Annotated in this window: 20 protein-coding genes; 11 read left to right on the top strand and 9 right to left on the bottom strand. The window is 48.6% G+C overall.

Going from position 1 to position 23,565, the window contains the following annotated elements:
• Window positions 1-16 precede the first annotated feature (16 nt).
• The 9 genes from mcrC to ACKX2L_RS00450 form a co-directional block, all read right to left on the bottom strand.
• On the bottom strand, window positions 17-1,105 hold the full coding sequence (gene mcrC, locus ACKX2L_RS00490; RefSeq protein ID WP_497552403.1) for a 5-methylcytosine-specific restriction endonuclease system specificity protein McrC: 1,089 nt from the start codon (window positions 1,103-1,105) through the stop codon (window positions 17-19).
• A complete protein-coding gene (locus ACKX2L_RS00485) occupies window positions 1,102-3,510 on the bottom strand; it encodes an AAA family ATPase (RefSeq protein ID WP_497552402.1) in 2,409 nt (802 codons plus the stop codon). Before ACKX2L_RS00485 ends, mcrC begins: the two co-directional genes overlap by 4 nt.
• 15 nt (window positions 3,511-3,525) lie before the next feature.
• A complete protein-coding gene (locus ACKX2L_RS00480) occupies window positions 3,526-6,564 on the bottom strand; it encodes a type I restriction endonuclease subunit R (RefSeq protein WP_497552401.1) in 3,039 nt (1,012 codons plus the stop codon).
• On the bottom strand, window positions 6,561-7,805 hold the full coding sequence (locus ACKX2L_RS00475) for a restriction endonuclease subunit S (RefSeq protein WP_497552400.1): 1,245 nt from the start codon (window positions 7,803-7,805) through the stop codon (window positions 6,561-6,563). Before ACKX2L_RS00475 ends, ACKX2L_RS00480 begins: the two co-directional genes overlap by 4 nt.
• Window positions 7,806-7,815: 10 nt before the next feature.
• Entirely contained in the window at window positions 7,816-9,918 is a 2,103-nt protein-coding gene (locus ACKX2L_RS00470; protein ID WP_497552399.1) for a type I restriction-modification system subunit M, read from the bottom strand.
• Between the two features lie 78 nt (window positions 9,919-9,996).
• Entirely contained in the window at window positions 9,997-12,273 is a 2,277-nt protein-coding gene (locus ACKX2L_RS00465) for an AAA family ATPase (protein WP_497552398.1), read from the bottom strand.
• 7 nt (window positions 12,274-12,280) lie between these two features.
• Complete coding sequence (locus ACKX2L_RS00460; RefSeq protein ID WP_497552397.1) at window positions 12,281-12,532, bottom strand: helix-turn-helix domain-containing protein; 252 nt, start codon at window positions 12,530-12,532, stop codon at window positions 12,281-12,283.
• 40 nt (window positions 12,533-12,572) lie between these two features.
• Complete coding sequence (locus tag ACKX2L_RS00455; RefSeq protein ID WP_497552396.1) at window positions 12,573-13,232, bottom strand: hypothetical protein; 660 nt, start codon at window positions 13,230-13,232, stop codon at window positions 12,573-12,575.
• A gap of 4 nt (window positions 13,233-13,236) precedes the next feature.
• Window positions 13,237-14,151, bottom strand: coding sequence for a hypothetical protein (locus ACKX2L_RS00450; RefSeq protein WP_497552395.1), 915 nt, complete (start codon window positions 14,149-14,151; stop codon window positions 13,237-13,239).
• 438 nt (window positions 14,152-14,589) lie between these two features.
• Between ACKX2L_RS00450 and ACKX2L_RS00445 the strand changes: the two genes are divergently transcribed.
• From ACKX2L_RS00445 to ACKX2L_RS00395, 11 genes are all read left to right on the top strand, one after another.
• A complete protein-coding gene (locus ACKX2L_RS00445; RefSeq protein ID WP_497552394.1) occupies window positions 14,590-15,225 on the top strand; it encodes a hypothetical protein in 636 nt (211 codons plus the stop codon).
• Between the two features lie 70 nt (window positions 15,226-15,295).
• Entirely contained in the window at window positions 15,296-15,628 is a 333-nt protein-coding gene (locus tag ACKX2L_RS00440) for a DUF7768 domain-containing protein (RefSeq protein ID WP_066647773.1), read from the top strand.
• Window positions 15,625-17,976 carry a virulence-associated E family protein gene (locus ACKX2L_RS00435; protein ID WP_497552393.1) on the top strand — a complete coding sequence of 784 codons (2,352 nt, stop codon included), beginning with the start codon at window positions 15,625-15,627 and terminating at the stop codon, window positions 17,974-17,976. Before ACKX2L_RS00440 ends, ACKX2L_RS00435 begins: the two co-directional genes overlap by 4 nt.
• Before the next feature lie 263 nt (window positions 17,977-18,239).
• Window positions 18,240-18,761 carry a hypothetical protein gene (locus ACKX2L_RS00430; protein WP_497552392.1) on the top strand — a complete coding sequence of 174 codons (522 nt, stop codon included), beginning with the start codon at window positions 18,240-18,242 and terminating at the stop codon, window positions 18,759-18,761.
• Window positions 18,758-19,048, top strand: a complete 291-nt coding sequence (locus ACKX2L_RS00425; RefSeq protein ID WP_066647764.1) for a VRR-NUC domain-containing protein — start codon at window positions 18,758-18,760, stop codon at window positions 19,046-19,048. The genes ACKX2L_RS00430 and ACKX2L_RS00425 overlap by 4 nt, the downstream gene beginning before the upstream one ends.
• A complete protein-coding gene (locus ACKX2L_RS00420) occupies window positions 19,045-20,415 on the top strand; it encodes an SNF2-related protein (protein ID WP_497552391.1) in 1,371 nt (456 codons plus the stop codon). Before ACKX2L_RS00425 ends, ACKX2L_RS00420 begins: the two co-directional genes overlap by 4 nt.
• Window positions 20,402-20,620, top strand: coding sequence for a hypothetical protein (locus tag ACKX2L_RS00415; RefSeq protein WP_066647761.1), 219 nt, complete (start codon window positions 20,402-20,404; stop codon window positions 20,618-20,620). Before ACKX2L_RS00420 ends, ACKX2L_RS00415 begins: the two co-directional genes overlap by 14 nt.
• Window positions 20,617-21,045, top strand: coding sequence for a DUF722 domain-containing protein (locus tag ACKX2L_RS00410; protein WP_497552390.1), 429 nt, complete (start codon window positions 20,617-20,619; stop codon window positions 21,043-21,045). The genes ACKX2L_RS00415 and ACKX2L_RS00410 overlap by 4 nt, the downstream gene beginning before the upstream one ends.
• A gap of 165 nt (window positions 21,046-21,210) precedes the next feature.
• Window positions 21,211-21,582, top strand: a complete 372-nt coding sequence (locus tag ACKX2L_RS00405) for an HNH endonuclease (protein ID WP_497552389.1) — start codon at window positions 21,211-21,213, stop codon at window positions 21,580-21,582.
• Window positions 21,583-21,690: 108 nt separating this feature from the next.
• Window positions 21,691-22,272 carry a P27 family phage terminase small subunit gene (locus ACKX2L_RS00400; protein WP_066647753.1) on the top strand — a complete coding sequence of 194 codons (582 nt, stop codon included), beginning with the start codon at window positions 21,691-21,693 and terminating at the stop codon, window positions 22,270-22,272.
• Window positions 22,273-23,523 carry a site-specific DNA-methyltransferase gene (locus ACKX2L_RS00395; RefSeq protein ID WP_497552388.1) on the top strand — a complete coding sequence of 417 codons (1,251 nt, stop codon included), beginning with the start codon at window positions 22,273-22,275 and terminating at the stop codon, window positions 23,521-23,523. It begins immediately after the preceding gene.
• Window positions 23,524-23,565: the final 42 nt, after the last annotated feature.

The following is a 23,565-nucleotide window of genomic DNA, read 5'->3' as shown; positions in this document are numbered from 1 at the left end:
AAAAGGTGTTAATTCGTTAAATCGTTTCTTGCCTGATGCTTATCCCAAAATGGTCCCTCACGATCTTATTCAACTGATTCTGAATTTCCGAAAACTCCTGATTCAAATCAAGTGTTTTGACCGATATCTGATTACCGCTCATCTGATAAACATTGTCTGGGACAAGATCTTCATCCGTCTTTGCATACAGAAGCATCCCGGACACCTTATGTCCGGTGCCCTGTAACTCAGCTTCCTTGTTCTTCACATATGTAAAAATCTGGTACATGTTGCCGGAATGCAACGTCTGCACATCGAAGTTCGTCTGCAGCGTCCGCTCATAATATTTAGCATCGATGATAAGCGTCTGATTCCCATAAGTCAGCGTGATGTCTGTTTGCATAACCGGGAGCAAGGCATCATACCCATCATCAAGCTGCCACGGAATCTGTAATGCTCGAGAAGAGAATCCTTTCAGCCGCTTGCCGAATTCCTGCGCGTAGTATTCCAGAATAAACTTCTCATAAAGTCTGCTCATTCGCTGCTCATCCACAAAACTTGCGAGCCGATACTCACCGCTCTCCGTTGTCAGAAGTGAGCCCTCTATCAGCAGTTGACATATTGCAAGCAGCAGTTGATAAGTGCGGTTATTCCTCTGGAATCGAATATCCGACCAGCGGATATGCTGCAGTTCGATCTGATCCACTTCCGAGAAAAAGAGCATTTCTTTTTTCAGTTCGGCCTTGTACTTTTCCTGTACATCCTTCTGACGCAGAAGAAGGAAAACCGTCGATTTCAGAATCTGATTGAGCAGGTTGTTTTCCGAGAGCTCGTCATAATCGCAAGTCACGACCATTCGGTGCTCCAGCCTGTTTTTTATCGTTCCCGGCATGTCGATCTTGCCTCGGACGACTGGCAGGTTTTCTACGCGGTTGATGTATTCCCGGTAGAGCCCCTGCTTTAACTGCAGCCCGATACCTTTTGCCAGAATCGCAGCAAACAGGTTGTGAATGTTATCGAACGACTCCTTCTGAATATCGTCGTAGACGGATTCCTTCAACGTGGTAAACGCATAGGACAGCATATAGTAAATGTTTTTGATGAATATGCTTTTATCCTTTGTCATTGAAATACTCCGTGCAAGATGTTGTCCCAGCGCTGTACCTTGCTGTCGTCATCGAACCAGTATTCCTGCAACATCGGAAGAATGTCGTAATCCACGACCGACTGCATCCACTCATCCGTGCAGGTTTCCTTCGTCCTGCCGCAGAAATAACTGTGCCCGATACAGAATCCTTTTCCGAGGGACTTGTCCCGGCTGATTTCTTCATTCAGTTCGATGACCTTCTTTATCAGTTCATCGAATGTATCGTTCTCCAACGTCTTCTGGTAGTCGCTGAATCCCTTCGACTCAAATCCCGGATCAATCTCGAAGAAGCTGAACCGCCGCCGCAGAGCATAGTCAATCATTGCAAGGCTGCGATCCGCTGTATTCATCATGCCAATGATGTAGAGATTTTCCGGTACAGTAAAAGGCATGCCATTATAAGCGAGCGTAGCTTTCGTGCCACGGTAATCCTTCTCGATTAACATCAGCAGTTCACCGAAAATCTTACTCAGGTTGCCGCGGTTGATCTCATCAATGATAAAGAAAAACTTCTTATCCGGCTGATTCTCTGCCTTCTTGCAGAAGCGGTAGAATACACCGTATTTCAGCTCGAAGGTATCGCCGGACGGCTTGTAGCCCATCATAAAATCCTCATACGAATAATTCTGATGGAACTGCACGAATTCGATCCGGCTGTCGTCCTTTTCACCCATCAGGGAATAGGCGAGACGCTTTGCAGCAAAGGTTTTCCCGACACCAGGAGCACCCTGAAGGATGATATTCATCTTGTTCAGGAGCACACCGGTGAGCCTGTCATATTTCTCCTCAGTCATATAGACCTCAGACAAGAAATCATCCTTTGTGTAAGGCGGAATCTTAACTTCGGTATTGAGAGGATTCTCATCACGAATCATGTCCATGATGAATTCATATTCGCCCTTGGTAAGCTTGAAGAAGCTGCCGTTTGGATTCTGGAAGAACTCCATTTTCTCCAGCTCCGGGCATTCCTTTAATGTCTGATAATCTATCGGATTCGCGAGCGACTCTGTCTTTTCAAAATAAATCTTCTGGCCGTCATTTGCCGCACTGACCTTTACAAGAGCAACGACCTGCTTGACAGGATTAGATTCATAGCCGATGACAAGATCGCCCGCCTTTGCATCGATGAAATTCTGAAACACACGGCGCTTATTTCCGTTCTCGTTAAAGAGCGTGTAGTCCTGAACTTCACCGACCTGCAGATCCGAAAAGCTCCAGATCTTCGGGTTAGCATTCAGCCACCAGTGTCCATGTTCTTCCTCGCCGTCTTCCGACTTTGCGTAAAGATCGACATCCTTCAAATCGACCTGATCCAGAGCTTCAGAAAGTTCGCCCCGGAGTTTCCATATATAGCCGCCATCCTCATCTTTTGTAGCATGCCTGCCAACATAAAGAACCGGCCACCATCTGGAATTATCTGAATCACGTGGCATGACCGGACAGCCGGTTTTCTCGACCACCCGCTTTGCCAGTCCGACTGACCCAGCATTATAAAAGTTCTTGCTTTCACCGTATTTTACCGCAAGCTGAGTACAGGTGGCCTCACCGCCATAGTCCTTGAACCGTCTCATGATTTCAAGGCTGCTTTGTGTGAAGACATCTTTATCATTTAAGAGAGCAACCCATTCCTGAACCGTTATTCCAGGCGTATATTCTTCCTGAGAAGGGAACCACTCGTTGTCGGAGGAAACGCTATCTCCCTTTTTTGAATACTCCCTTGAAATGTAAAATCCAACATCGAAGGTCAGCGTTTTCAGTTCCGGATCAGGATAGCAATCTGCGGTCAACTGGCTACGGAATAGGTTCACCAGTTCTGTGTCCTGCTTCAGTTCTTCACAGATTTCATCATAGAACTTGAAGAAGTTTCGAATGTTGTCGGCGTAGGCTCCTTTTTTGAATCGGTAATCACTCTCAAGTTCATCGGATACCGATTTGACTTCACCGAATTTATAAACATAGTACTTGTCCGGATAACGTAACCATAGGTATACACTGATCGCATTTTCGTATTGATAATGCTGGGCAGCTCCATTCCCATATTTTTCGAGTAAGATGGATGACTTCATTTTGAAGCTGTTGATACGCTCATAAACGTCTCTGCTTTCATCAAATAGCTCGATATACATTGCCCGGACTTCTTCCGGTGCGGTCTTGGCAAAACCGATGATCATTCGTGCCGGGAAGTTATTCATTGATGCCAGCAGGTTAGAGGTCTTAGAAAGAGACCGGCTGAGCATATCAGCGAAGTCCTCTGCCTTTACATCCCAGTTATCCTGAAAGCATTTGACGGCTTCCCACTTATATTTTTCGTCTTTCCAGTGCATTGGAATGAAATCCTTCTTGTACTGGATGAGCACTTCTTTTAAACGAAATTTGTCAAACATTCCAGCAGCCCTCCATTATGCGTCACGCAGACTCTGGTATATTTCCTCTGCAAAAATTCCCAGCACCTCACGCTTGATCTCGTCGTTTCCAAGAAGCAGAGTAAAGAAGTCCTGATTCTGGTCCAGCCCCTCAATCAAAGCGTCGTCGATATTATCAAAATACGAGAATTCAAAATCCTTCTCGCTGTTATTTTTTGCGCTGGTCTTCAGCTTGTCAGACTTGAGCATAATATCCCGGATCTGCAGCATGGCTTTGACCGCCACATCGTTATCGTAAGACTTACCCGTCCGGGAATTGATCTCCGCAATGATCTGACTGAGGCGTTCTTCCTTTGCCTCTGTCAGGGAGAAGTTCTCCGCTGTGGCGAGCTTCACGACCGGCTGCGCCACCAGATCCGGCTTTACGTGCTCCTCGGCCTTCTTCTGGACAAAGTTTGTCGCCTTGATCTTGCCATCGAGGTTGTATCCGCCGCCTGGATGCTTGATATTGATATAGGCGAGGACATAAGTCACAAAGTTGTATTTCTTATGCAGCTCCACATCCTCAAAGCAGGACGCCTGTAGCAGGAATTCATAGAACCGCACGAAATGCCGCATGGTCGCTACGATTTCAGCCTGCTTGATGAGATCATATTGTTTGATCAGATTCTCCGTCTTGTGAAAGTAGAATGTCAGCTTCTGTTTATCCTTTCCGGTGACCTTCGGTTTGTAGAGCAGCTCGTTTGCCTTGTCGATGTCGTCCGGATCAAGAACCGCGTAGGCGTCAAGCTTGGCCTCCAGATCATAAATAGCTGTTGGCGTGACGGAGTTCGAGAGAAGCGTCGTCGTGTAATATGGAGCGAACGCAGCCTTGATGTCGTCGTAGGAATTCACGAAATCCAGCACAAAGGTATGCTTCTCAAACGGCGGACAGATACGATTCAGACGTGAAAGTGTCTGTACCGCAGATACACCCTTCAGTTTCTTTAAGACATACATCGCACAGAGCTTGGGCTGGTCGAATCCGGTCTGATACTTATTTGCCACGAGCAGGACATTGTAATCGTCCTTGTCAAACTCTTTTGTCAGTCTGTCTTCCGGGAAACCGTTCATTCCGGCTTCACTATATTCTGTATCGGCATCCGGAAGCTTTACTTTCCCCGAAAAAGCAACCAGTGCATGGATATCCGAATAGCCCTTCTTTTCGATATATTTCTCCAGTGCCTGACGATATTTCACCGCAGCCTGTCGGGAAGGTGTTACAACCATTGCCTTTGCCATACCGCCAAGCTCTGACATAACGCTTGTACGGAAATGCTCGACGATCACCTCGATTCGCTGTGCGATATTCGTATCATGCAGCTCGACAAAACGGGCAATCTGCCTCTTCGCATCCACGGTCTTGCAGCGCGGGTCTTCCTCGATCTCCTTATTGATCCGGTAGAACGTATCGTAGGTTGTATAATTGGCGAGCACATCCAGAATAAAGCCTTCTTCAATTGCCTGCTTCATAGAGTAGATATGAAAGGCCTCGCGCTGTCCCTTTGTATTAATACGTCCGAAAAGCTGCAGTGTAGTCGGTTTCGGCGTAGCGGTAAAGGCGAACATAGACACGTTTGGCTGTTTGCCATTCTTCGCAATCTCGCGTGAGATCTGATCCTCCGCATCCTCGGAGATGTCCTCGGAAATGCTGTAATCAGATCCGAGCGATTTTGTGACAGCTGCCATGTCCTTGCCTGCTGTAGAGGAATGAGCCTCGTCAATGATGACGGCAAAATGCTTCTTGTTGAGCTCCTTGACCGTATCAACAATGTAAGGAAACTTTTGAATTGTTGTCGCAATGATCTTTGTATTGCCGGTCAGAGCCTTTGCCAGATCCTGTGAATTGCACTTGTCGTCCATCACACGAATGAGTCCTGCCTTATGCTCAAGTCCCATAACCGCCTGCTGTAACTGACGATCGACTACGACACGATCTGTCACGATCACAATATTGTCAAAGATAATCCTATTCTCATCATCGTGAAGTGATGTAAGCCTATGAGCAAGCCATGCGATGGAATTCGTCTTACCCGAACCCGCTGAATGCTGAATCAGATAGTTCTGCGATGACTTGTTTACCTTCACATCCGCCAGGACTTTCCGAATAGCATCAAGCTGATGATAGCGTGGGAAAATCAGATTTTCACTGCGCTTTGTCTTACCGGTCAGCTCGTCGGTCTTTTCCTTCACTTCAAGGAACATAAACTTACCGATGAGGTCAAGCACCGTATCCTTTGTGAGAATATCTTCCCACATATAGTAGACACTGTATTTATCCGGGAATACCGGATTGCCCTTGCCCGCGTTTACGCCGGTTCCGTTACCCATGTTGAATGGAAGAAAGAAGGTATCGCTCCCCGTCAGCTTGGTTGTCATATAGACTTCGTTTAAGTCCATGGCAAAATTTACGAGTACACCTGCCTTGAACAGGAAGAGTCTCGTCTTTGGATCACGCTCAGTCCGGTACTGATAAATAGCATCCTCTACGGACTGACCAGCGGCATTGCATTTGAGCTCAAACGACATGATAGCAAGACCGTTCAAGAAGATAACCAGATCGATCCTCTCCTTATCGCTAGCCCAGACTTCCTCCATCACAGAGAAAATATTCTGCTGATATTTCTCCGTCAGCTCGCGGTTAAAATTCGTCGCAGGCTTTGTGTACATAAACTGCAAGGTTTCGCCGGAGATCTCGATGCCATGCTTCAGGACGTTCAAAAGACAGCCGCGGCTTTTCGTCACTTCAGTATTGATAAGGCCGACGATTGTGTCCTCCAGATCGCCCTTGTAGATACGGCTTAATCGTTCCATGGCATCCGGCTGCGTATCGTTTAGGAACTGAAACAGCAGCTCCCGGTCAATTGCATGCAATCTGTCATAATTTTTCGCGTTACGGATGAGGTAACCGTTCTGCTTCTCCAGATAATGCATGATGAAGTGCTGATATTCTTTTTCAGACAGGACGGAAGCCTTGCCCGCGATTCGGTCGGCATAGACCTTCACACGCTCGGCCTGTTCTTTTTTCGTACTCATACGGCAGGCACCTCCTTCTTTCCTGTGACATATTCGTAGATGGTGGATTTTTTGTAGGCGTCCAGGGTGGCAAGTTGATCCTGTTTTTCAGAAATCACCGTGTTAATCTGTCCGCACTTGTCATTCAAATAATCGACGATAGAGTTCTGCTCAGCCAGAGACGGTTCAAAAACCATAAGCCGAGAAAACTCGGCGAAATTCAATCCCTGTCTTACGCCGTTACCCATGTTGTAGAACACTTTCATAACATCAAAGGCATGGAGCAGATAATGATAGTATTCTGTATTTATATTGCGGACGGGCATCAGATCGATATACGCTGATGTGATGATCCCGTGTTCCCGTACAAGTCCCGTCCGCAGACTGCGCTTGTCGTTCTGTAAATCAGTCGGCCGGATGATAATATCCCCCGCTTCTACGATGTTGTATGTATTAAAACTCTCCGGCAGTAATCCTTCCCGTGTATTGATATCCTTGCGAATAATATTGCCGTAGCTTAGTGAGAGCAGGTTTTGTTCCTCGCCGAGACTGTTCTTGTGTTTCCGTTCTCCAAAATAATAGTAAACCGGGTGCATATCCCATGAAGCAGGAATCTTGCCCACATACTCAATTCCGCTCTCCTTCATCTCCGCATCCCTATCAAGACCCTTTGTCACCGCCTCTGTGATGACGGAACGCTTGTACTGCTCGAGTGTGTCAATCTGTGACTGGATGTCAGCGGTCAGAGCGTCGATTTCGGCGCATTTGGAGTCGAGGTAGGCGGAGATGAGGTTTTGTTCTTCTACTGGTGGAACCACGAGCCAAACCTGTCCCAGGTTACTCTGTGATAGCTTTGGTTGCGCAGATCCTGTTATATATTCTGTATAATCAATACATTCCATCTGATTAGCGAAAAAATGTAGATTCCCATTTCCTTTTGGCTTCAGGATGTGCGCATGATTATTTACCCAGTATTTACCATTAGCAATATAAATAACAGGAAGATTTCTTAACAGCAAATTAGCTCCATCTTCTCCAATAAGTATTCTCTCTCCTTCAGAAGTATATCCGTCAATCTGATCAATTACTCCAGATGCTCCATAATAGTCATAAAGTTGCTCTCCATCTTGGGAACGCTTTGTGGAGTCTACGGGAATACGTTCATAGTCGAAATTATCCATCACAAATTTTAATTTGATAGCTTGCCAATCAAGCGGTATCTCCCCGATCCACTCAATCCCGCTGTCTTTCATTTCTCTCATAACCGTCACCTCACCCGAACAGCTTCTGTATCCTGTCGCTAACGGATTTCTCAAGATCAATGAACCGCTGCTCCAGCTTTTCACTCGGCTCCGGCTGCTGGTACTTGTAGAAGTAGCGCGTGAACGGAATCTCTGCGCCGGTCTTTATGACCGGTTTCTTCTTACTTAGATCCTCATCAAAAAAAGCCTTCGCATCGGGCACATGCGGCAGGACCTCGCGCTGCATATAGTCGTCGATGTTCTCATCCCACTTGACGATTTCAGTATCCTTGGTCTCCTTGTCGTAGATGACGTTGCCCTTCTTGTCACGCTGAATCTCGGCGGTCTTGTCCATGACGGAAAGACCGTCAGCGATTTTATCCAGCAGCTTCTTATCATCCGTCACGCCTGTAAGCGTGCTTTTAAGAACCGGCATAAACTTCTCAGGAGACGGGTAAACGGTATCATTCGCAGCGGCTTTCAGTGTGTCAATGATCTGCTCATAGAGCGGCTGGTTCTTCTTATAATTCTTGAGTTTTCTCTCGTCCTTGCCGGTAAGTTCCTCGGCATTCTCCAGTTCGTTTACCTTTGCTTCATCGTACAGGGAAGACAATGCGCCTTTGCTGAGCATGGCGTCGATGCGTTCCTCTGTAATGGCGTAACTCCTCTGCAACGGCTGCATGACGGTGTATTCCCGATAGATAAACTCTGTATTCTTGAATATCTTGACGTTCTCGCCTTCTTGAAAATCCGAATACAGTTTTGTGATGGCTGTACGGTCTTCCGGGCTGATCTCGTTGCGCTTGTTGCCGAGAGCCTTGCGCAGCTTATGGCAGATATTCGATGCGTCGATCAACTGCACCTTGCCCTTCCGTTTGTAACTCTTGTTCTTCGAGAGAATCCAGATGTATGTCGCTATGCCGGTGTTGTAGAAAAGATCGGTCGGCAGCGCGATGATGGCCTCAATCAGATCATTCTCCAGAAGCCAGCGGCGGATCTGGCTCTCGCCGGAAGCCGTGCCGCCGGTGAAGAGAGGCGAGCCGTTCTCAATGATCGCACAGCGTCCGAAATTGTCGTCCATTTTATCGACAGCAGACTGTAGGAATAACATCTGCATATCCCCAGACCCAGGAAGTCCAGCGCCCCAGCGACCATCAAAGCCTTTCGCATACTCATCCAGAACGGCTTTTTCTACACCTTCGGCTGCATCCTTGCCTCCCCAGGCCTGACCAAACGGCGGATTTTCCAGCACAAATCGCATTTTGATATCCGGGAAGCGGTCTGCCTTCATAGTATCTTGATAGACGATGTTCTCTTCGTTCTGGCCTTTGATCAGCATCTCTGCAAGACACATCGCATAGGACTCCGGATTGATTTCCTGCCCGAACAGACGCACATCGGCAGTAGGGTTGTAACGCTTGATGAAGTTGTATCCCGTGGAAAGCATGCCTCCCGTGCCACAGGCTTGATCCAAAATTGTGATGACCTTGCCGTCGTCGAAGATATCGTCGCACCCTTCTGCGAGCAGGATATTGACCATGAGCTTGATGATGTCTCTGCCTGTGTAGTGATCGCCCGCTTCGGCATTTTCAGAAAAGCGGCGGATCAGGTCCTCAAAGATATATCCCATCTTCACGTTGTCGATAGTTCTCGGGTTCAGGTCGAGTTCGGAAAACGCCTTCACGACAGCGAGCAGACGGTTGTTCTTGTCCATCTTTGTGATCTGTTTTTTGAAATCCAGACCTTTCGCCTCGGAAAGCAGAATGTCCTGTACATTTGATGAATAGCCCTGAATGTATGACACGAAGTTGTCTGCAAGATGATCCGGATCATTGCACAGCTCCGTAAGCGTAAAGCGGCTCGTGTTGTAGAACTGGAATCCGGAGATACGGTACATTGCTTTTGCCGGATAATTCGGATTCTTCTCATACTGCTCGACGACCTTCTCTTTCGTCGGCTCAAGAGCGCACTCGAAGCGCCGGATAATCGTCATCGGGATGATGACATCCTTATATTTGTCGCTCTGATACGGTCCGCGCAGTTTGTTTGCGATAGACCAGATCATGCTGGTTTCTTCTGAAACGTCAACCGGGGAGTCGTCCCACATTGCGTCGATCATTTGATGTTCTGACATTTGATTCTTCTCCATTCACGGCAGCAGTTCGTCCTGCTGTCTGTATTTAATATTTTCAGGTGTCCGATAAAACGGACATCAGTCCATTTCCATCATCATCTTGTAATGCTCGCCCTGTTCCATTGCTTCGAAGATAAGCTTGAATACATCGATGTATGGCTGCGCATCAGCGTAATCCTCAATCAGATGAATTTCGCTTCCAAAGCCGGTCGGATTGCTGATGTAGCGGAGCAGAGAATCTGCGAGATGATACTTGGTAGGATCAGGCCTACCACCGTCTGGAGCAGGTGACATAAACAGATTCTTGTGCTCACCTTCAAGCACACGCTGGCGCAGCTCCTTCCTGTCGTACCCGCACATCTGCATGAAGTAGTACTCAAGAATCTGCCGGATGACATTCAGCGCCGGAATGGCTGTCTTGGTCTCTTTCAGTTCCGTCCAGAGAGCCTTATAGGAATTCTGGATCGGATTGTAATTCTCATCCTCGCTCGGGCGCTTCGGATCAGGCCGCACGCACGGAACAACAGAAGATGTGTTATTTGTCTTCAGAATCTTAAAGAAGCTCGTACTCCTGAAGTTCTTCTCCTGCTTATAGGTTACTTCACTGTGGAAGTAGACATTGTGCGTCAAAATAAAGATCTGCTTGATGTAATCTCCGAGTTCCGTGTCTCCCTTGTAATCTGTGTTGTTGTAGCAGACTTCGATCATTTCACGGACAAGAGAACCGACGATATACAGCGTGCTCGAATCCATACTGGACACCGGGTCATCGATAACGACGATCTTCGGCTTTTCTTCTGTGCGGCTCTGGCTGCCACGCACAAGATGATAGAAGTAAAGAAACGAGATAAAGTTGCGCTCGCCCTCGCTCAGGTTCTTGGCCACTTCGCCGTTTTCGCGGATGACTTCATAGTGGTTCGGAATGTCCTCACGTTCTCTCAGATGAAATCCTTGAAATCCGGTTTCACGGAGCGTCTCGTTCATCCTGTTGACGGTATCAGATGTGTTCTTGATGCTCTTATTCAACTCGGCAATATCAAAACCGATTTCACGGCTCTGCTTGTCGAGCTTTTTCCATTCTTCCTCTGCCTTTTTGACTTCTTCATCGGCTTTTGCGTAATTGGCATCGTATGCAGCAATGTGCGGCTGGGCAAGCGATGCGATATACTCCTGAAACATGCGCTTGCACAGCTTCTTCTGATTGCCAATGTCGTCTACTACGTCATTGTTGGCTTTTATCTTCTTATTGATCTCGTCAATAAGAGAACCGATTTCAAGCAGAAGTGAATCCGTATCCTCCAGCGAAACCTCGGTTGTTGGCTTTTCCACCTTTGTGGAAATACGGTCTTTATTGATAGCGATGCTTTTCTCCAGAAGGCTCAGCTTGTCTCTGTACTCATCCAGATCAAGAGAAGGCATAATGCTTCCGCTTAGATTACCGTTGAGCGTCCGCAGAATAGCGGCAGTCTCATTATCGTAAGCTGTCTGGAACGATTTTATATCCGCCAGGTCATTCTGGTACTGTTCATCGAAACTCGCAGCAATTTCTACCTCAAAATTAACCGGCAGCTTCTGCTGGCAAAAAGGGCACTTTCCTTCTGACCCGGGGACATAGTGAATATGCCCTTCACGTACCCAGGAGGACGCTCCAAGAGCATTCATGAATTTGGAGAACGGAGTGTCGCCGCTGCTGATGATCACCTTATCCATAAGTGCATAGCCCGGAAGCCTGCCATATGTAGAGGACGTACTGACGCGGTCGAACAGTCTGTATGTTTTCAATTCTCCCTTGTATGCGACATCATAGATTCTCTGTATTTCTTCAAGCTTATGAGCAACAGGCTTTTTCACATCTTTGATCAGCTTGTATAATGATTCTTTCCGTCCGGTGCCGTCTGCGACCTTACTAAATTGCGTCCTTAATGGTTTCACAATATCGAAAAGTGTCTGTTGCAGCGTCGGGAGAAGATCGTCGCGGTATTGCTTTTTGCCGTCGACTACCTGTTTCGCTGCTGTTTTCTTTTCTTCAACCTTATCCCTTTCTTCGCCCTTCTGTCGTGCGGCTTCTTCTTTTTCCTTATTGTCGCTGCAGACCGTATAGACACCTGCGACTTCACTGTAATCAGAAAAATTATCGTCGATGAACTGCTGATTGTAGACAAGCACATCAAACTTGTCCGCACTCAGTCCCTCGTCCCATTCAACACCATCATCCGCATCTATAGCCTTGGCAATCGTAGATTTTCCAGCTCCGTTCCTGCCATAAAAGAAGTTGATGAAGGTTGGAGTGATATGTTCGTTCTGCCCCTCGAATGTGGCGCTATTCAGAGTGATTCTCCGTATAGATGCTGGCATTTTTTCATTAGTTTCGCTTGTCCCCATGTGCCTTGTCTGCTCCTTTCATAACTGCGTCTCCATTCTTTATTTTGCCTTCTCTGATCCATTCATCGACCTCAGAAATTTTAAATTTGTATCGTTTTCCGGCCCTGTATACCGGCAGCTTTCCTTCTTTAATCCATGTGCGAATCGTGTCCTGGCTAACGCTCAGATAATCTGCGATATCTTCAAGATTTACCCATTTTTCAACGTTCATGTTTTCGTATTCAACACTCATTTGTTACCTCCGTATATCCGTGCTTCTCATGAGCTGAATGCTATGAAATTGTCGCTACATTTATTCCTCTGCTTTTTAACAACGCGATCAAGTTTGCTTTCTTGATTGTCCAATGCGGATCATTCAATTCGTTGTATTGTGCTGCTCGTTTGAGGTCAAGTTCTGTCGCCATTTCATTCAGAACCTGCTGTGGAACATCCGACAGAATGAAATACGAGATGATGAGCTGATGACCATCTCTTTCGATATTCGTCACAATCCCATAGGCAGCATAATGATCTGCGTCTGTATATCCGTAATGGTGATTCTTGCTGGCAAATATCGCTGGGAACGCCCTCACAGCAAGCTGCGCTTCCTCATCAAGCCGGGCGTACTTAGCCTTCAAATCGTCATCGATGCTTTCTGTCAAAGCAAGACTTGTATCGATGGTAAATGTTCCAGTAGTGTTCTCATACATCTCGCCCTCGACTACAAACAGATTGTAACAATCCGTGTTCATGGTGATGACTTGCTGGCCCATGCCTCGTCTGCCGGTATGGCTCACCGGAATAACAACCTGAATGGTGTTATTCGCCTCGTAATGTTCTACATATCCGATCTGCTCGCCTTCGCCGGACTGTTCCATATGGATACCAACCTGCTGAGGCTGTTCCATCGTTGGAAGCTGAGAAGAGGACTTCTGAAGTTCATTTTTCTCCACAGGCTCAGTCCTCCTTCTTCCCGTGAAAATGCTCTACATATCCGATCTGCGTGCCATTACCCGATTGCTCAAAACGGAAATTGAACACCTTCGGCTGATTGATTGTCTGTTCCAGGTTCTGTTGCGCGTTTTCTTTTGATTCATAAACAGAACCTATACGTTCCGGCTCAGGATCACTTGCCTCATCCGGTGCCTTTTTATCCTCGTAATTCATAAATTCCGAAGGCATGCTATATGTAAGTTTCACCTGCCGATCACTGTCTTCTCCGACACAGGCCTCATAAGGACGTTCATTATTTCCTTCCGTGGGCGGACACCATTCTTTATAAGTCTCTTGCCCTATGGAGTTTTTCTTTACCTCGACGATGCAGTAATGCCAAAGTCCAAGAAGAAATGATTCCAGGCAAATAGTTGTCTGCCCCAGCAGTTCATCTTTGGTAATAGTTTCACCTGATTTTTCAGTGTAGAACTTTGTATCACCATCTATTGTTCTGTCTGCATCCAACAGCTCTAGTAATGCTTTCACAAGAAAAAAATCCTTATGGGTGTCTGTTCTCAAGTCCAAATATTTATTTGTAAACTCTGTCATCTGAGCTAAGCATCCCTGATAATCGTTCTTTATTCGCTCATCAAAAGATTTCTTTGCTGCTTTATCGTTGAAAAGAAATGGACGCCATCCCCAAGTAGCGCATGATTTGAACTTTAAAGTCCCATCTCGCATTGATTTATTTTCTGAATCTTCCGGGTCCTGAATGTCTGGCGTAATGATTCTTGCCAAAGCCATAAGTGTCTCCGGCTCAGTTATGCCGCTTTTCTTTCCCGCGTACATCTCACCTTTAGAAATCATCTGTTTGCGAGCATTAGATATCAATATAAAAAATGTTCCCCCGCACAGTCTCCATTTATCTCTGTTATCCATAGATTGTCCTCACTTCAAAAACTTCGACAAAAGCGACAATCCCGACAACATGAAATAAAGCAACTTCTACTTCTTAATGATTCTTGTAAGCAAAGCAAGAGTCATTTTCAGTTGGTGGAATGCTTTTATCTACTCTGGGGATATGGATCAGCAACCCGTAACAAACCCCACTAAAACATTATACCACGTGACAATACAGCTCTCAATAAAGGCATTGTATTGTCAGAAATTTTTGCTCTTGTCAGCTTCACTTTCACAGACGTTCACCCGGTGCACAGAGTGGCTCGAGCGGATGTGATGGTCACAAGTAAATATGTAAGTCCGGCTACGAGCATGGCGGACCAACAGAGCGAGTTTTTTACCCCGTTCCGATGGTACCGCCATGCTTTTTTCATGCCTCCGGTTCTCCTCGGCAACGGGAAGAACAGGAGGTTTTTTATGAAATTACACAAGACCAGGCGGAACCAGCGTGAGACCTACAAGTATTACGACGCAAACGGAAAGCTCGTAATCGAACTGAAACCCGGAGAAAACGATGTAACGGAAGCAGACATCCGCACTCTTCATCTTCTGGATGACAGTGAAGTCAGAAGCAATCTTAAGTATCTGCACGGGAATCAGAAGGAACAGAAAGCCATGGTCGAGAAATGGAAAAAGGACTACGTCACATGGTTTGAATCCGCCTATCACCGCATGCCGACTGAAGACGAACTTGCCGTCGCCATGGAAGAAGCTGTACCGAAGAACTGGCTTGGCTCCATTGAAGAGATGATGGGTGACGGCGATGAGGACGGCGTCGGTGACAAGGCAAGATTCCTCTACACCATCGATGAGCACGACAAAAAGCTGCCGGCGGATGTGGAGAGGCTGAACGAGGTCATTGCTGCAATGCCGGAAAGCTGGCAGAAAATTTATCAGCTGAAATACATCGAAAAATACAGTAACTGCGATATTGCAAAAATGCGTGGCGTGACGGAAAGCGCCATCCGGAAGACTCTGGGCAAAATCACGTATGCCATCGGAAAAGATCCCGTGCTTAGAAAAATGCATCACAAGGGTGCGAAAACAGTCTGAAAACGAGGACGGAAGACCTGAGGAGAACTAACTCTCCCCAGGTCTTTCTTTACAGATTAAGGAGGTTTTTATGGAACACAGCTATATGCCTGTCATCTACATCTGCGCTCCTTATGCAGATGATCCAGAAGGCAATACTGAAAAAGCCAAAAAGTATGCCCGGTTTGCAACGGACAGCGGGTACATTCCGATCTCGCCTCATCTCCTGCTCTCCTTTATGGATGAAGCAACAGAGCGCAGAAAGGCGATGTTCATGGATTTGGTTTTGCTTGGCAAGTGCTCGGAAATCTGGTTCTTCGGAGACCGGATCACTTCCGGCATGGACATTGAACTGGAACGCGCCAGAAAGCGCCGCATGAAGATCAGGCACTTCACTGAGGACTGCCGGGAGGTGACGTTATGAGGGATCTTGCCATTGCTTACGGAAATTCCCGTCAGGCAAAAACATGGACCAATAAAACAACAACCTTTGATGACCTGAAGGCTCGTCTCAAGACTCCGATCCGCACGACTGAGACTGTCGAGGAATATTCGAAAATGGCGAAGTCGGCCCGTGACGCCGCCAAGGACCACGGCGGTTTTGTCGGCGGCTCCCTGATCGGCGGACGCAGGAAGATCGACACGGTCGAGAAGCGTTCCATGGTGGCTCTGGACGGCGACCGCATTACGCCAGAGTTCCTTGATAACTACGAGAATCTCTGCCCGTACACCTCAGTGCTCTACACTACGCACAGTAGCACGCCCGACAACCCAAGAGTCCGTCTGGTCTTCCCTTTGACCCGAGATGTGGCTCCGGAGGAATATGTCGCGGTCGCAAGATACCTCGCTCAGTCCCTGAACATTGAGTACTTCGACGAGTGCAGCTATCAGCCCAATCAGCTGATGTACTGGCCGTCGTGCCCGTCAAACGGAACGTTCGTCTACAAGGAGACGGACGGCGGATGGCTGGAACCGGATGTGATTCTCTCCGCTCACCCGGAGTGGCAGGATCCGACAAGACTGCCCACCTCATCGAGGGAAAGCAAGGCCAATACCACCCAGCAGAAAAAGGTGCAGGATCCGCTTTCAAAGTCCGGTGTCGTCGGGCTTTTCAATCGTACCTATTACCCCATTAGCAAGGCTCTGGAGACTTTTCTCTCAGATGTGTATGAGCCGACGACAAATCCGGACCGCTGGCACTTAATCGAATCAAACTCCATGGCAGGCGTCGAGATCAAGGAGGACAAGTTCGTCTACTCCCACCACGCCAAGGACCCGGCATATTTGCAGCTCTGTAATGCTTTCGACATTGTGCGGATTCACCGCTTCGGCAACCTGGATGAAAAGAAATCCTTCAGCGCAATGTGCGACTTTGCCATGCAGCAGGACGACGTGAAGCTGGCTGCCTCCGAGGAACGCATGAAGGATGCCCAGTCCGATTTTACCGATGCCGGGGATGAGAACAATGACTGGAAGAAAAAGCTCAAGTACATGTCCCGTTCCACGCTTCTCCAGAACACCGTGTACAACCTCAATCTGATTCTGGCCAATGATCCGGATTTCCAGAACTTTGCCTTCAACGAGATGGCAAACCGCATCCAGGTAACCGGGCCACTGCCGTGGGACAGACCCGAAGGAAATGAGTTCTGGAGGGATGCCGATACGGCGCAGCTGAAATCCATCATCGACATCCGCTATCTGCCCTTCTCCAGCAGAAACTACGATGTTTCCTTTACAAAGACTGCAGACGACCGCCACTTCCATCCCATCCGCGACTATCTGGACAGTCTGCCGGAATGGGACGGGATCGAGCGCGTGGAGGATCTCTTCATCCGCTACCTTCTGGCTGATGATACGGAATATGTCCGGACCGTCACCAGAAAGACCTTCGCTGCTGCAGTCGCAAGAATCTATGAACCCGGAACGAAATTTGACTGCGTGCCTGTTCTGGACGGCGATCAGGGAATCGGAAAATCCTCCATCGTAAAAGATCTCGTGACTTCGGACTACTACAGCGAGACGCTCTCCCTCACTGATATGGACGACAAGTCCGGCGCAGAAAAGCTGCAAGGATTCTGGGTCGTCGAGATCGGAGAACTTGCCGGAATGAAGAAAGCCGACATCGAGAAGGTCAAGGCCTTCCTCTCAACATCCGACGACAAGTACCGTCCTTCTTACGGCAAGGTCGTAGAAAGCCATCCGAGGCAGTGCGTCATTATTGCGACCGTCAACGGCGAGCGCGGATACTTGCGTGATATCACCGGAAACCGTCGTTTCTGGATCATCAAATGCCATCAGAAAAAGCAGAGGAAGGCATGGAACTTCGACGAGAACTACCGTGCCCAGTTCTGGGCGGAGGCAAAGCAGATCTGGAAGGCTGGCGAAAAGCTGTACCTTGAGGGTGACGTACTGGAAGCCGCCGAGAAAGAGCAGCGCGGCGCTATGGAGGCGGATGAGCGTGTTGGCATGGTCGAGGAGTACCTGAATACCCCTGTTCCCGCCAACTGGGACGACATGGACCTTTATGCCAGAAAGAATTTTCTTCAGGGCTCTGAATTCGGAAATCCGGATCATGGGGAACTTCATCTTCGGAACGAAATCTCCAATGCGGAAATCTGGTGCGAGTGTTTCAACAAGAACCTGCCGGAACTCAAATCATCCGACAGCTATCTGATTGCTGCCCTTATGACACAGGTTGATGGCTGGGAACGCACCAATGACAGGAAAAAGCAGGCCTTCTACGGAAGGCAGAGGCTCTATCGCAGGATTTGATTGGGACAAGATACGTGGACAGGACAAGATTTCTATATATATTCGAAATCCTTGTAACAAAAAGGAGTAGGTAATAACAACACACGCGTAAGGGTATATAGGGAGTTCTTGTCCTTTCTGTCCCCTTGTCCAAAAGAAAATTTGAATCCCCTATGGCATGAAAACAATTGATTTTAGCGGCTTTCCGGACATTTGGCTCCCTATGAAAAGACTCCTTTTCACGGGGACAAGCTCCGGTCAGGCTATGGAAAGGATGATTTTTTATGAAAGAACTTGATGAAAAGTATATCGCCCGGTGCCACCGGAAATTAAAAGAATATGGTGCGCCTCTCTCCGGCTGGTATTGCGTAGAGGTGATCGACATTGCAGATGAAATGGATGACGAGGATGCAACAACCGAATGTGAACTCTGCGGCTGCCAGAAAGTGCGCTACGTCCATGTGATGCGCCATGACGACTACTTCGATGATTTCCGTGTTGGCTGTATCTGCGCCGGAATCATGGAAGGCGACATTCTCGAGGCCAAGGACCGTGAGCGCCGCTTCAAGAATCGTCAGAAACGGAAGCTGAACTTTCCGAGACGGAAATGGAGAACTCTCCGAAACGGAAATTACTACCTCAACTATCACGATCAGGGCGTATTCATCAACAAACTCGGAAATGGAAGGTTTTATGCCCGGTGTGGCAATGATAAAAGCTACCGCTACAAGGGAAGACCCATCGACAACTTCCTCTCCGCTGCTTATGCTGCCTTTGATCTGGCGGACCCGAAGGAGGCCTTATGAGAGAAAAAGATATCGAGCAGAAACTGGTGCAGGCAGTGAGTGCTGCCGGCGGGAAGGCTTGGAAATTCACCTCTCCTGGTACGGCAGGCGTGCCTGACCGCATCCTGCTTTTCCCTTCCGGGCGGATGGCCTTTGCTGAACTGAAGGCACCGGGCAAACACCTCCGTCCGCTCCAGAAACGGAGAAAGATCCAGCTCGAACACCTTGGCTTTACCGTATTCGTCATTGACGACCCGGAACAGATCGGCGAGGTCCTCCGGAAGATGGAAGGAGGTACTGGCCATTGAAATTCGTACCGCATGACTACCAGAAATTCGCCATTCAATACATCATCGACCACCCCATTGCTGCGGTCCTGCTTGATATGGGTCTTGGCAAAACGGCGATCACGCTCACTGCCATCGAAGAGCTGATCCATGACCGCTTCGAAGTAAGATCCGCTCTCGTCGTAGCCCCTCTTCGGGTAGCCCGGGATACCTGGCCATCTGAGATTGAAAAGTGGGATCACCTGAAGGACCTCACCTTTACGGTTGCTGTCGGAAACGAGAAGCAACGACTCACCGCCCTGAAGAAATCTGCCGACATCCATATCATTAACCGCGAGAACGTTCCGTGGCTCATTGAGAAATCAGGCATTCCCTTTGACTACGACATGATCGTAATCGACGAGCTCTCCTCTTTCAAAAATCATCAGGCCAAGCGCTTCCGGGCGCTGATGAAGGTCCGTCCGACAATCACACGGATTGTCGGGCTCACCGGTACCCCTTCCTCCAATGGGCTCATGGACCTGTGGGCCGAGTACCGGATTCTGGATTTTGGAGAGCGGCTCGGAAGATATATTTCCAGATATCGCCTTCAATATTTCCGACCAGACAAGTACAACGGCCCTGTCGTTTACTCTTACAAGCCGCTACCCGGAGCTGAAGAACAGATCTACAACAAGATCTCCGATATCACGATTTCCATGAAAAGTACCGACTACCTGAAAATGCCGGAACGGATCATGAACGAAGTCAGGGTAAAGCTCGATGAAAAGGAACAGAAGCTCTACGACACGATGAGAAAGGAACTGACGATTTCCTTAAGGGACAAGGAAATCGATGCCGGGAATGCTGCTGCTCTCTCCGGAAAGCTGATCCAGATGGCGGACGGTGCTGTCTATGACAACGACGGCGGAGTCGTGAAGATCCATGACAGGAAGCTCGATGCGCTGGAAGATCTGATCGAAGGTGCTAATGGAAAGCCGGTGCTGGTGAGCTACTGGTACCGCCATGATCTGGACCGCATCAAAGAGCGCTTCTCTTCAGCAAGAGAACTGAAGAGTCACGAGGACTTTACGGAATGGAACAAAGGGCAAATTCCCATCGCCCTGATTCATCCGGCTTCCGCTGGTCACGGCCTCAATCTTCAGTCCGGCGGCAGCACCATCGTATGGTTCACTCTGACCTGGAGTCTTGAGCTTTACGAACAGATGAACGCCCGCCTCTGGAGACAGGGACAGAAGTCCGAAACCGTGGTCATCCATCACATCATTACCGAGGGCACCATCGACGAGAACATCATGAAGGCGCTCCGGACTAAGGACAAGACGCAGTCCGCACTGATTAATGCAGTGAAGGCAAACCTGAAAGGAGATGCGAATGGATCCTTATGAAAAACTCGCCAACGCCATCGTCCTTCTGGCAGCGAAGGATTACCGGAGTGCCCTAAAGCGTCTGAAGAAAACTCCGAGGAACCGGGAAGCCAAGGCTGCTGCCTCTGATCTGGAGCGGTTCTTCCGCTCCGGATGGTATTCGGCTCTTACCTCTGTAGATGGAGAGTACCTGATAGAAAACATAAGAAAGGAGGTTCTCGAATGACCCCAGAAGAATATCTCCAGCAGGCATATCGCCTCGACCAGCGCATACGTCTGGACACCGAGGAAGTAAAACGAATCCGGGAGCTGTCCTGCAGCGTTTCTGCGATCTGCTATGACAAGGAACACGTGCAGGCCTCCCATCCATCGGATGCACCTTTCGTGCAGGCACTAGATCGGTTGGAAGAACTAGAAGGAAAGATTGCAGATGAACTGAATCTCCTTTCCAAGCTGAAAAAACAGATCGGCGAAATGATCCGTTCCCTTCCTTCCACGGACGAGCAGTTGATTCTCTCCTACCGCTATCTCTGCGGGATGACCTGGAAAGAGATCGGAACGGAACTTCACATCGACCGGACCACTGCCTGCCGTTGGCATGACAATGCACTCGATCACCTGAAGGTACCTGAAAATCCTGTAATGATTTAAAAGTTGCACGCAATACCACACGTTGCAACAAGACGCACACGACCCCTATATGTTATAGTAGAATCAGCAAAAATGAATGATACAAAGTCGCGCAGGCGGCTGAACCGAAGCCTCGAAGGAAGATTCCTCCGGGGCTTTTGTTATGCCAGAAAGGAGGCGGCAGGCATGCCAAGGAAGCCGAAACGTCCCTGCCGGTATCCGGGATGCAGAGAGCTCTGTGAGGACGGTGAACAGTACTGCTCCACGCATAAGAAACTGATGGAGAAGCACTACGACGACTTCACCCGAGGCTACAACGGACACAAGCGTTACGGCAGCCAGTGGAGAAAGATCCGGACACGCTACGTTCATAAGCACCCGCTCTGCGAGGAGTGCTTAAAGCATGGACGATTCGTTCCGGTCGAGGAAGTCCACCACATCGTTCCGATCTCCGAAGGAGGAACCAATGACGAGAGCAACCTCGAGAGTTTATGCCGGAGCTGTCATGAAAAAATCCACGAGAAACGTGGTGACAGGAAACCGGGAGGGGCGGTCTGAATCTCTAAAACCAAAAGGCTAAAAGACCGCCGGCCCCTCTCGTGTGCGTTTTTTCCGGTTCAAACAGGGGATAAAACCAAGCCGCCTGCAGGAAAGGAAGTGTAACCCGTGGCAAAAGACGGAACATACCGCGGCGGCAGGCGAATAAAAGCCGGTGGCAAACCCACTCCTGCTGCGGAAAAGATAGCAAATGGAAAGCCGGTGCAGATCATGAGAAATGACATTCCTGATCTGGAGCCGGATGAACTTGAGGCAGTGGATCTACCTGAGGGAGCTGTGCTCGAAGGCGCAGATATGCCGAAGCCGGATGAATATCTCTCTGCCAAACAGAAGAACGGCAAGCCTCTCGGGGCCGACGTTATCTACAAGGAAACCTGGCTCTGGCTGAAGCGCCGCCACTGCGAAAATCTCGTAAACAAGCGTCTCATTGAATCCTACGCTCAGAACTTCGCTCGTTACATTCAGTGCGAGGATGCGATCAGTACCTACGGCCTTCTAGGCAAGCATCCGACGACAGGTGGTGTTGTGAGCTCTCCCTTCGTCCAGATGGCCAGCCAGTTTCAGAAGGCTGCCAATCTCATCTGGATGGAAATCTACGACATTGTGAAACAGAACTGCACCGAGGAGTTTGAGGATGGAAATCCGAATGACACGATGGAGCAGCTTCTTCGTTCAAGGAAAGGACGATAAATGGATACCGTAAAACTCGAGCAGGTACCAATTGATAAGCTGGTGCCTTATGCAAGGAATGCCAGAACACATTCCAAGGAACAGATCGCACAGCTAAGAGCAAGCCTTCGTGAATTTGGCTTTGTCTCCCCTGCCGTGATCGACAGTAAATACAACATCCTCGTCGGCCACGGACGTGTGCAGGCAGCACGCGAGGAAGGATATAAGACCGTCCCCTGCGTCTTTGCCGAAAACCTGACCGACGCTCAGAAGCGTGCCTATATCCTTGCCGACAATCAGCTGGCTCTGAATGCAGGATGGGATGAAGAGATGCTCTCTGTGGAACTGTCCGATTTGAAAGATGAATCCTTTGATCTGTCACTCCTCGGCTTTGATGAAAAGGATCTGGAAAAGCTGATGGCAGGCCCAGACGATGGCGGCGCACAAGATGATGATTTTGATCTCTCCGCTGCCCTTGAGAAGGCATCCTTCGTCGAAAAAGGTGATCTCTGGACGGTCGGAAAGCACCGACTGCTCTGCGGCGATGCTACTTCTCCTGAAGACGTCGAGCGCCTGATGGGAGGCAAGACCGCAAACCTGATCCTTACAGATCCGCCTTACGGAGTTTCCTTCAAAGCATCCGACGGGCTCACGATTGAAAACGACAGCCTGAAGGGCGATGAATTCTATAAGTTCCTGCTTTCTGCATTTACCAACATGGCCGCTCACCTTGAGAAAGGTGGTGCGGCTTATGTTTTCCACGCAGATACCGAAGGGCTTAACTTCCGAAAAGCCTTCATTGATGCCGGCTTCCATCTGGCAGGAGTGTGTATCTGGGTAAAAAACTCTCTGGTTCTCGGTCGTTCCGATTACCAGTGGCAGCATGAACCGATCCTCTACGGCTTCCTTCAGAATGGAAAGCATCCATGGTATTCCGACCGAAAGCAAACGACCATCTGGAACTTCAATAAGCCGAAGCGAAATAAGGACCACCCGACCAGTAAACCTCTCGATCTTCTCTCCTACCCGATCAAGAATTCCAGTCAGGAGAATGCCATCGTGCTCGATACCTTCGGTGGCTCCGGTTCCACGATGATGGCCTGTGAACAGATGAATCGAATCTGCTACATGTCAGAGCTTGATCCGAAATATGCCTCTGTGATCCTCCGCCGCTATGTCGAGGATACCGGTGATGCGGATGGTGTGTATGTAGAACGTGGCGGCAAGAAGATCCCCTACTCCGACCTCGTAAAGGAAGTCGAAACCACATAAACTGCTGCGTTTCTTCGGCTTCTCTTTGGTAGTTATTTCATT

This window comes from Porcibacter vitabionis, assembly GCF_046263795.1.
GTDB lineage: Bacteria > Bacillota > Clostridia > Lachnospirales > Lachnospiraceae > Lachnocurva.
The sequence above is the reverse complement of the archived record's forward strand: the minus strand, read 5'-3'. Positions and strand labels throughout refer to the sequence as shown.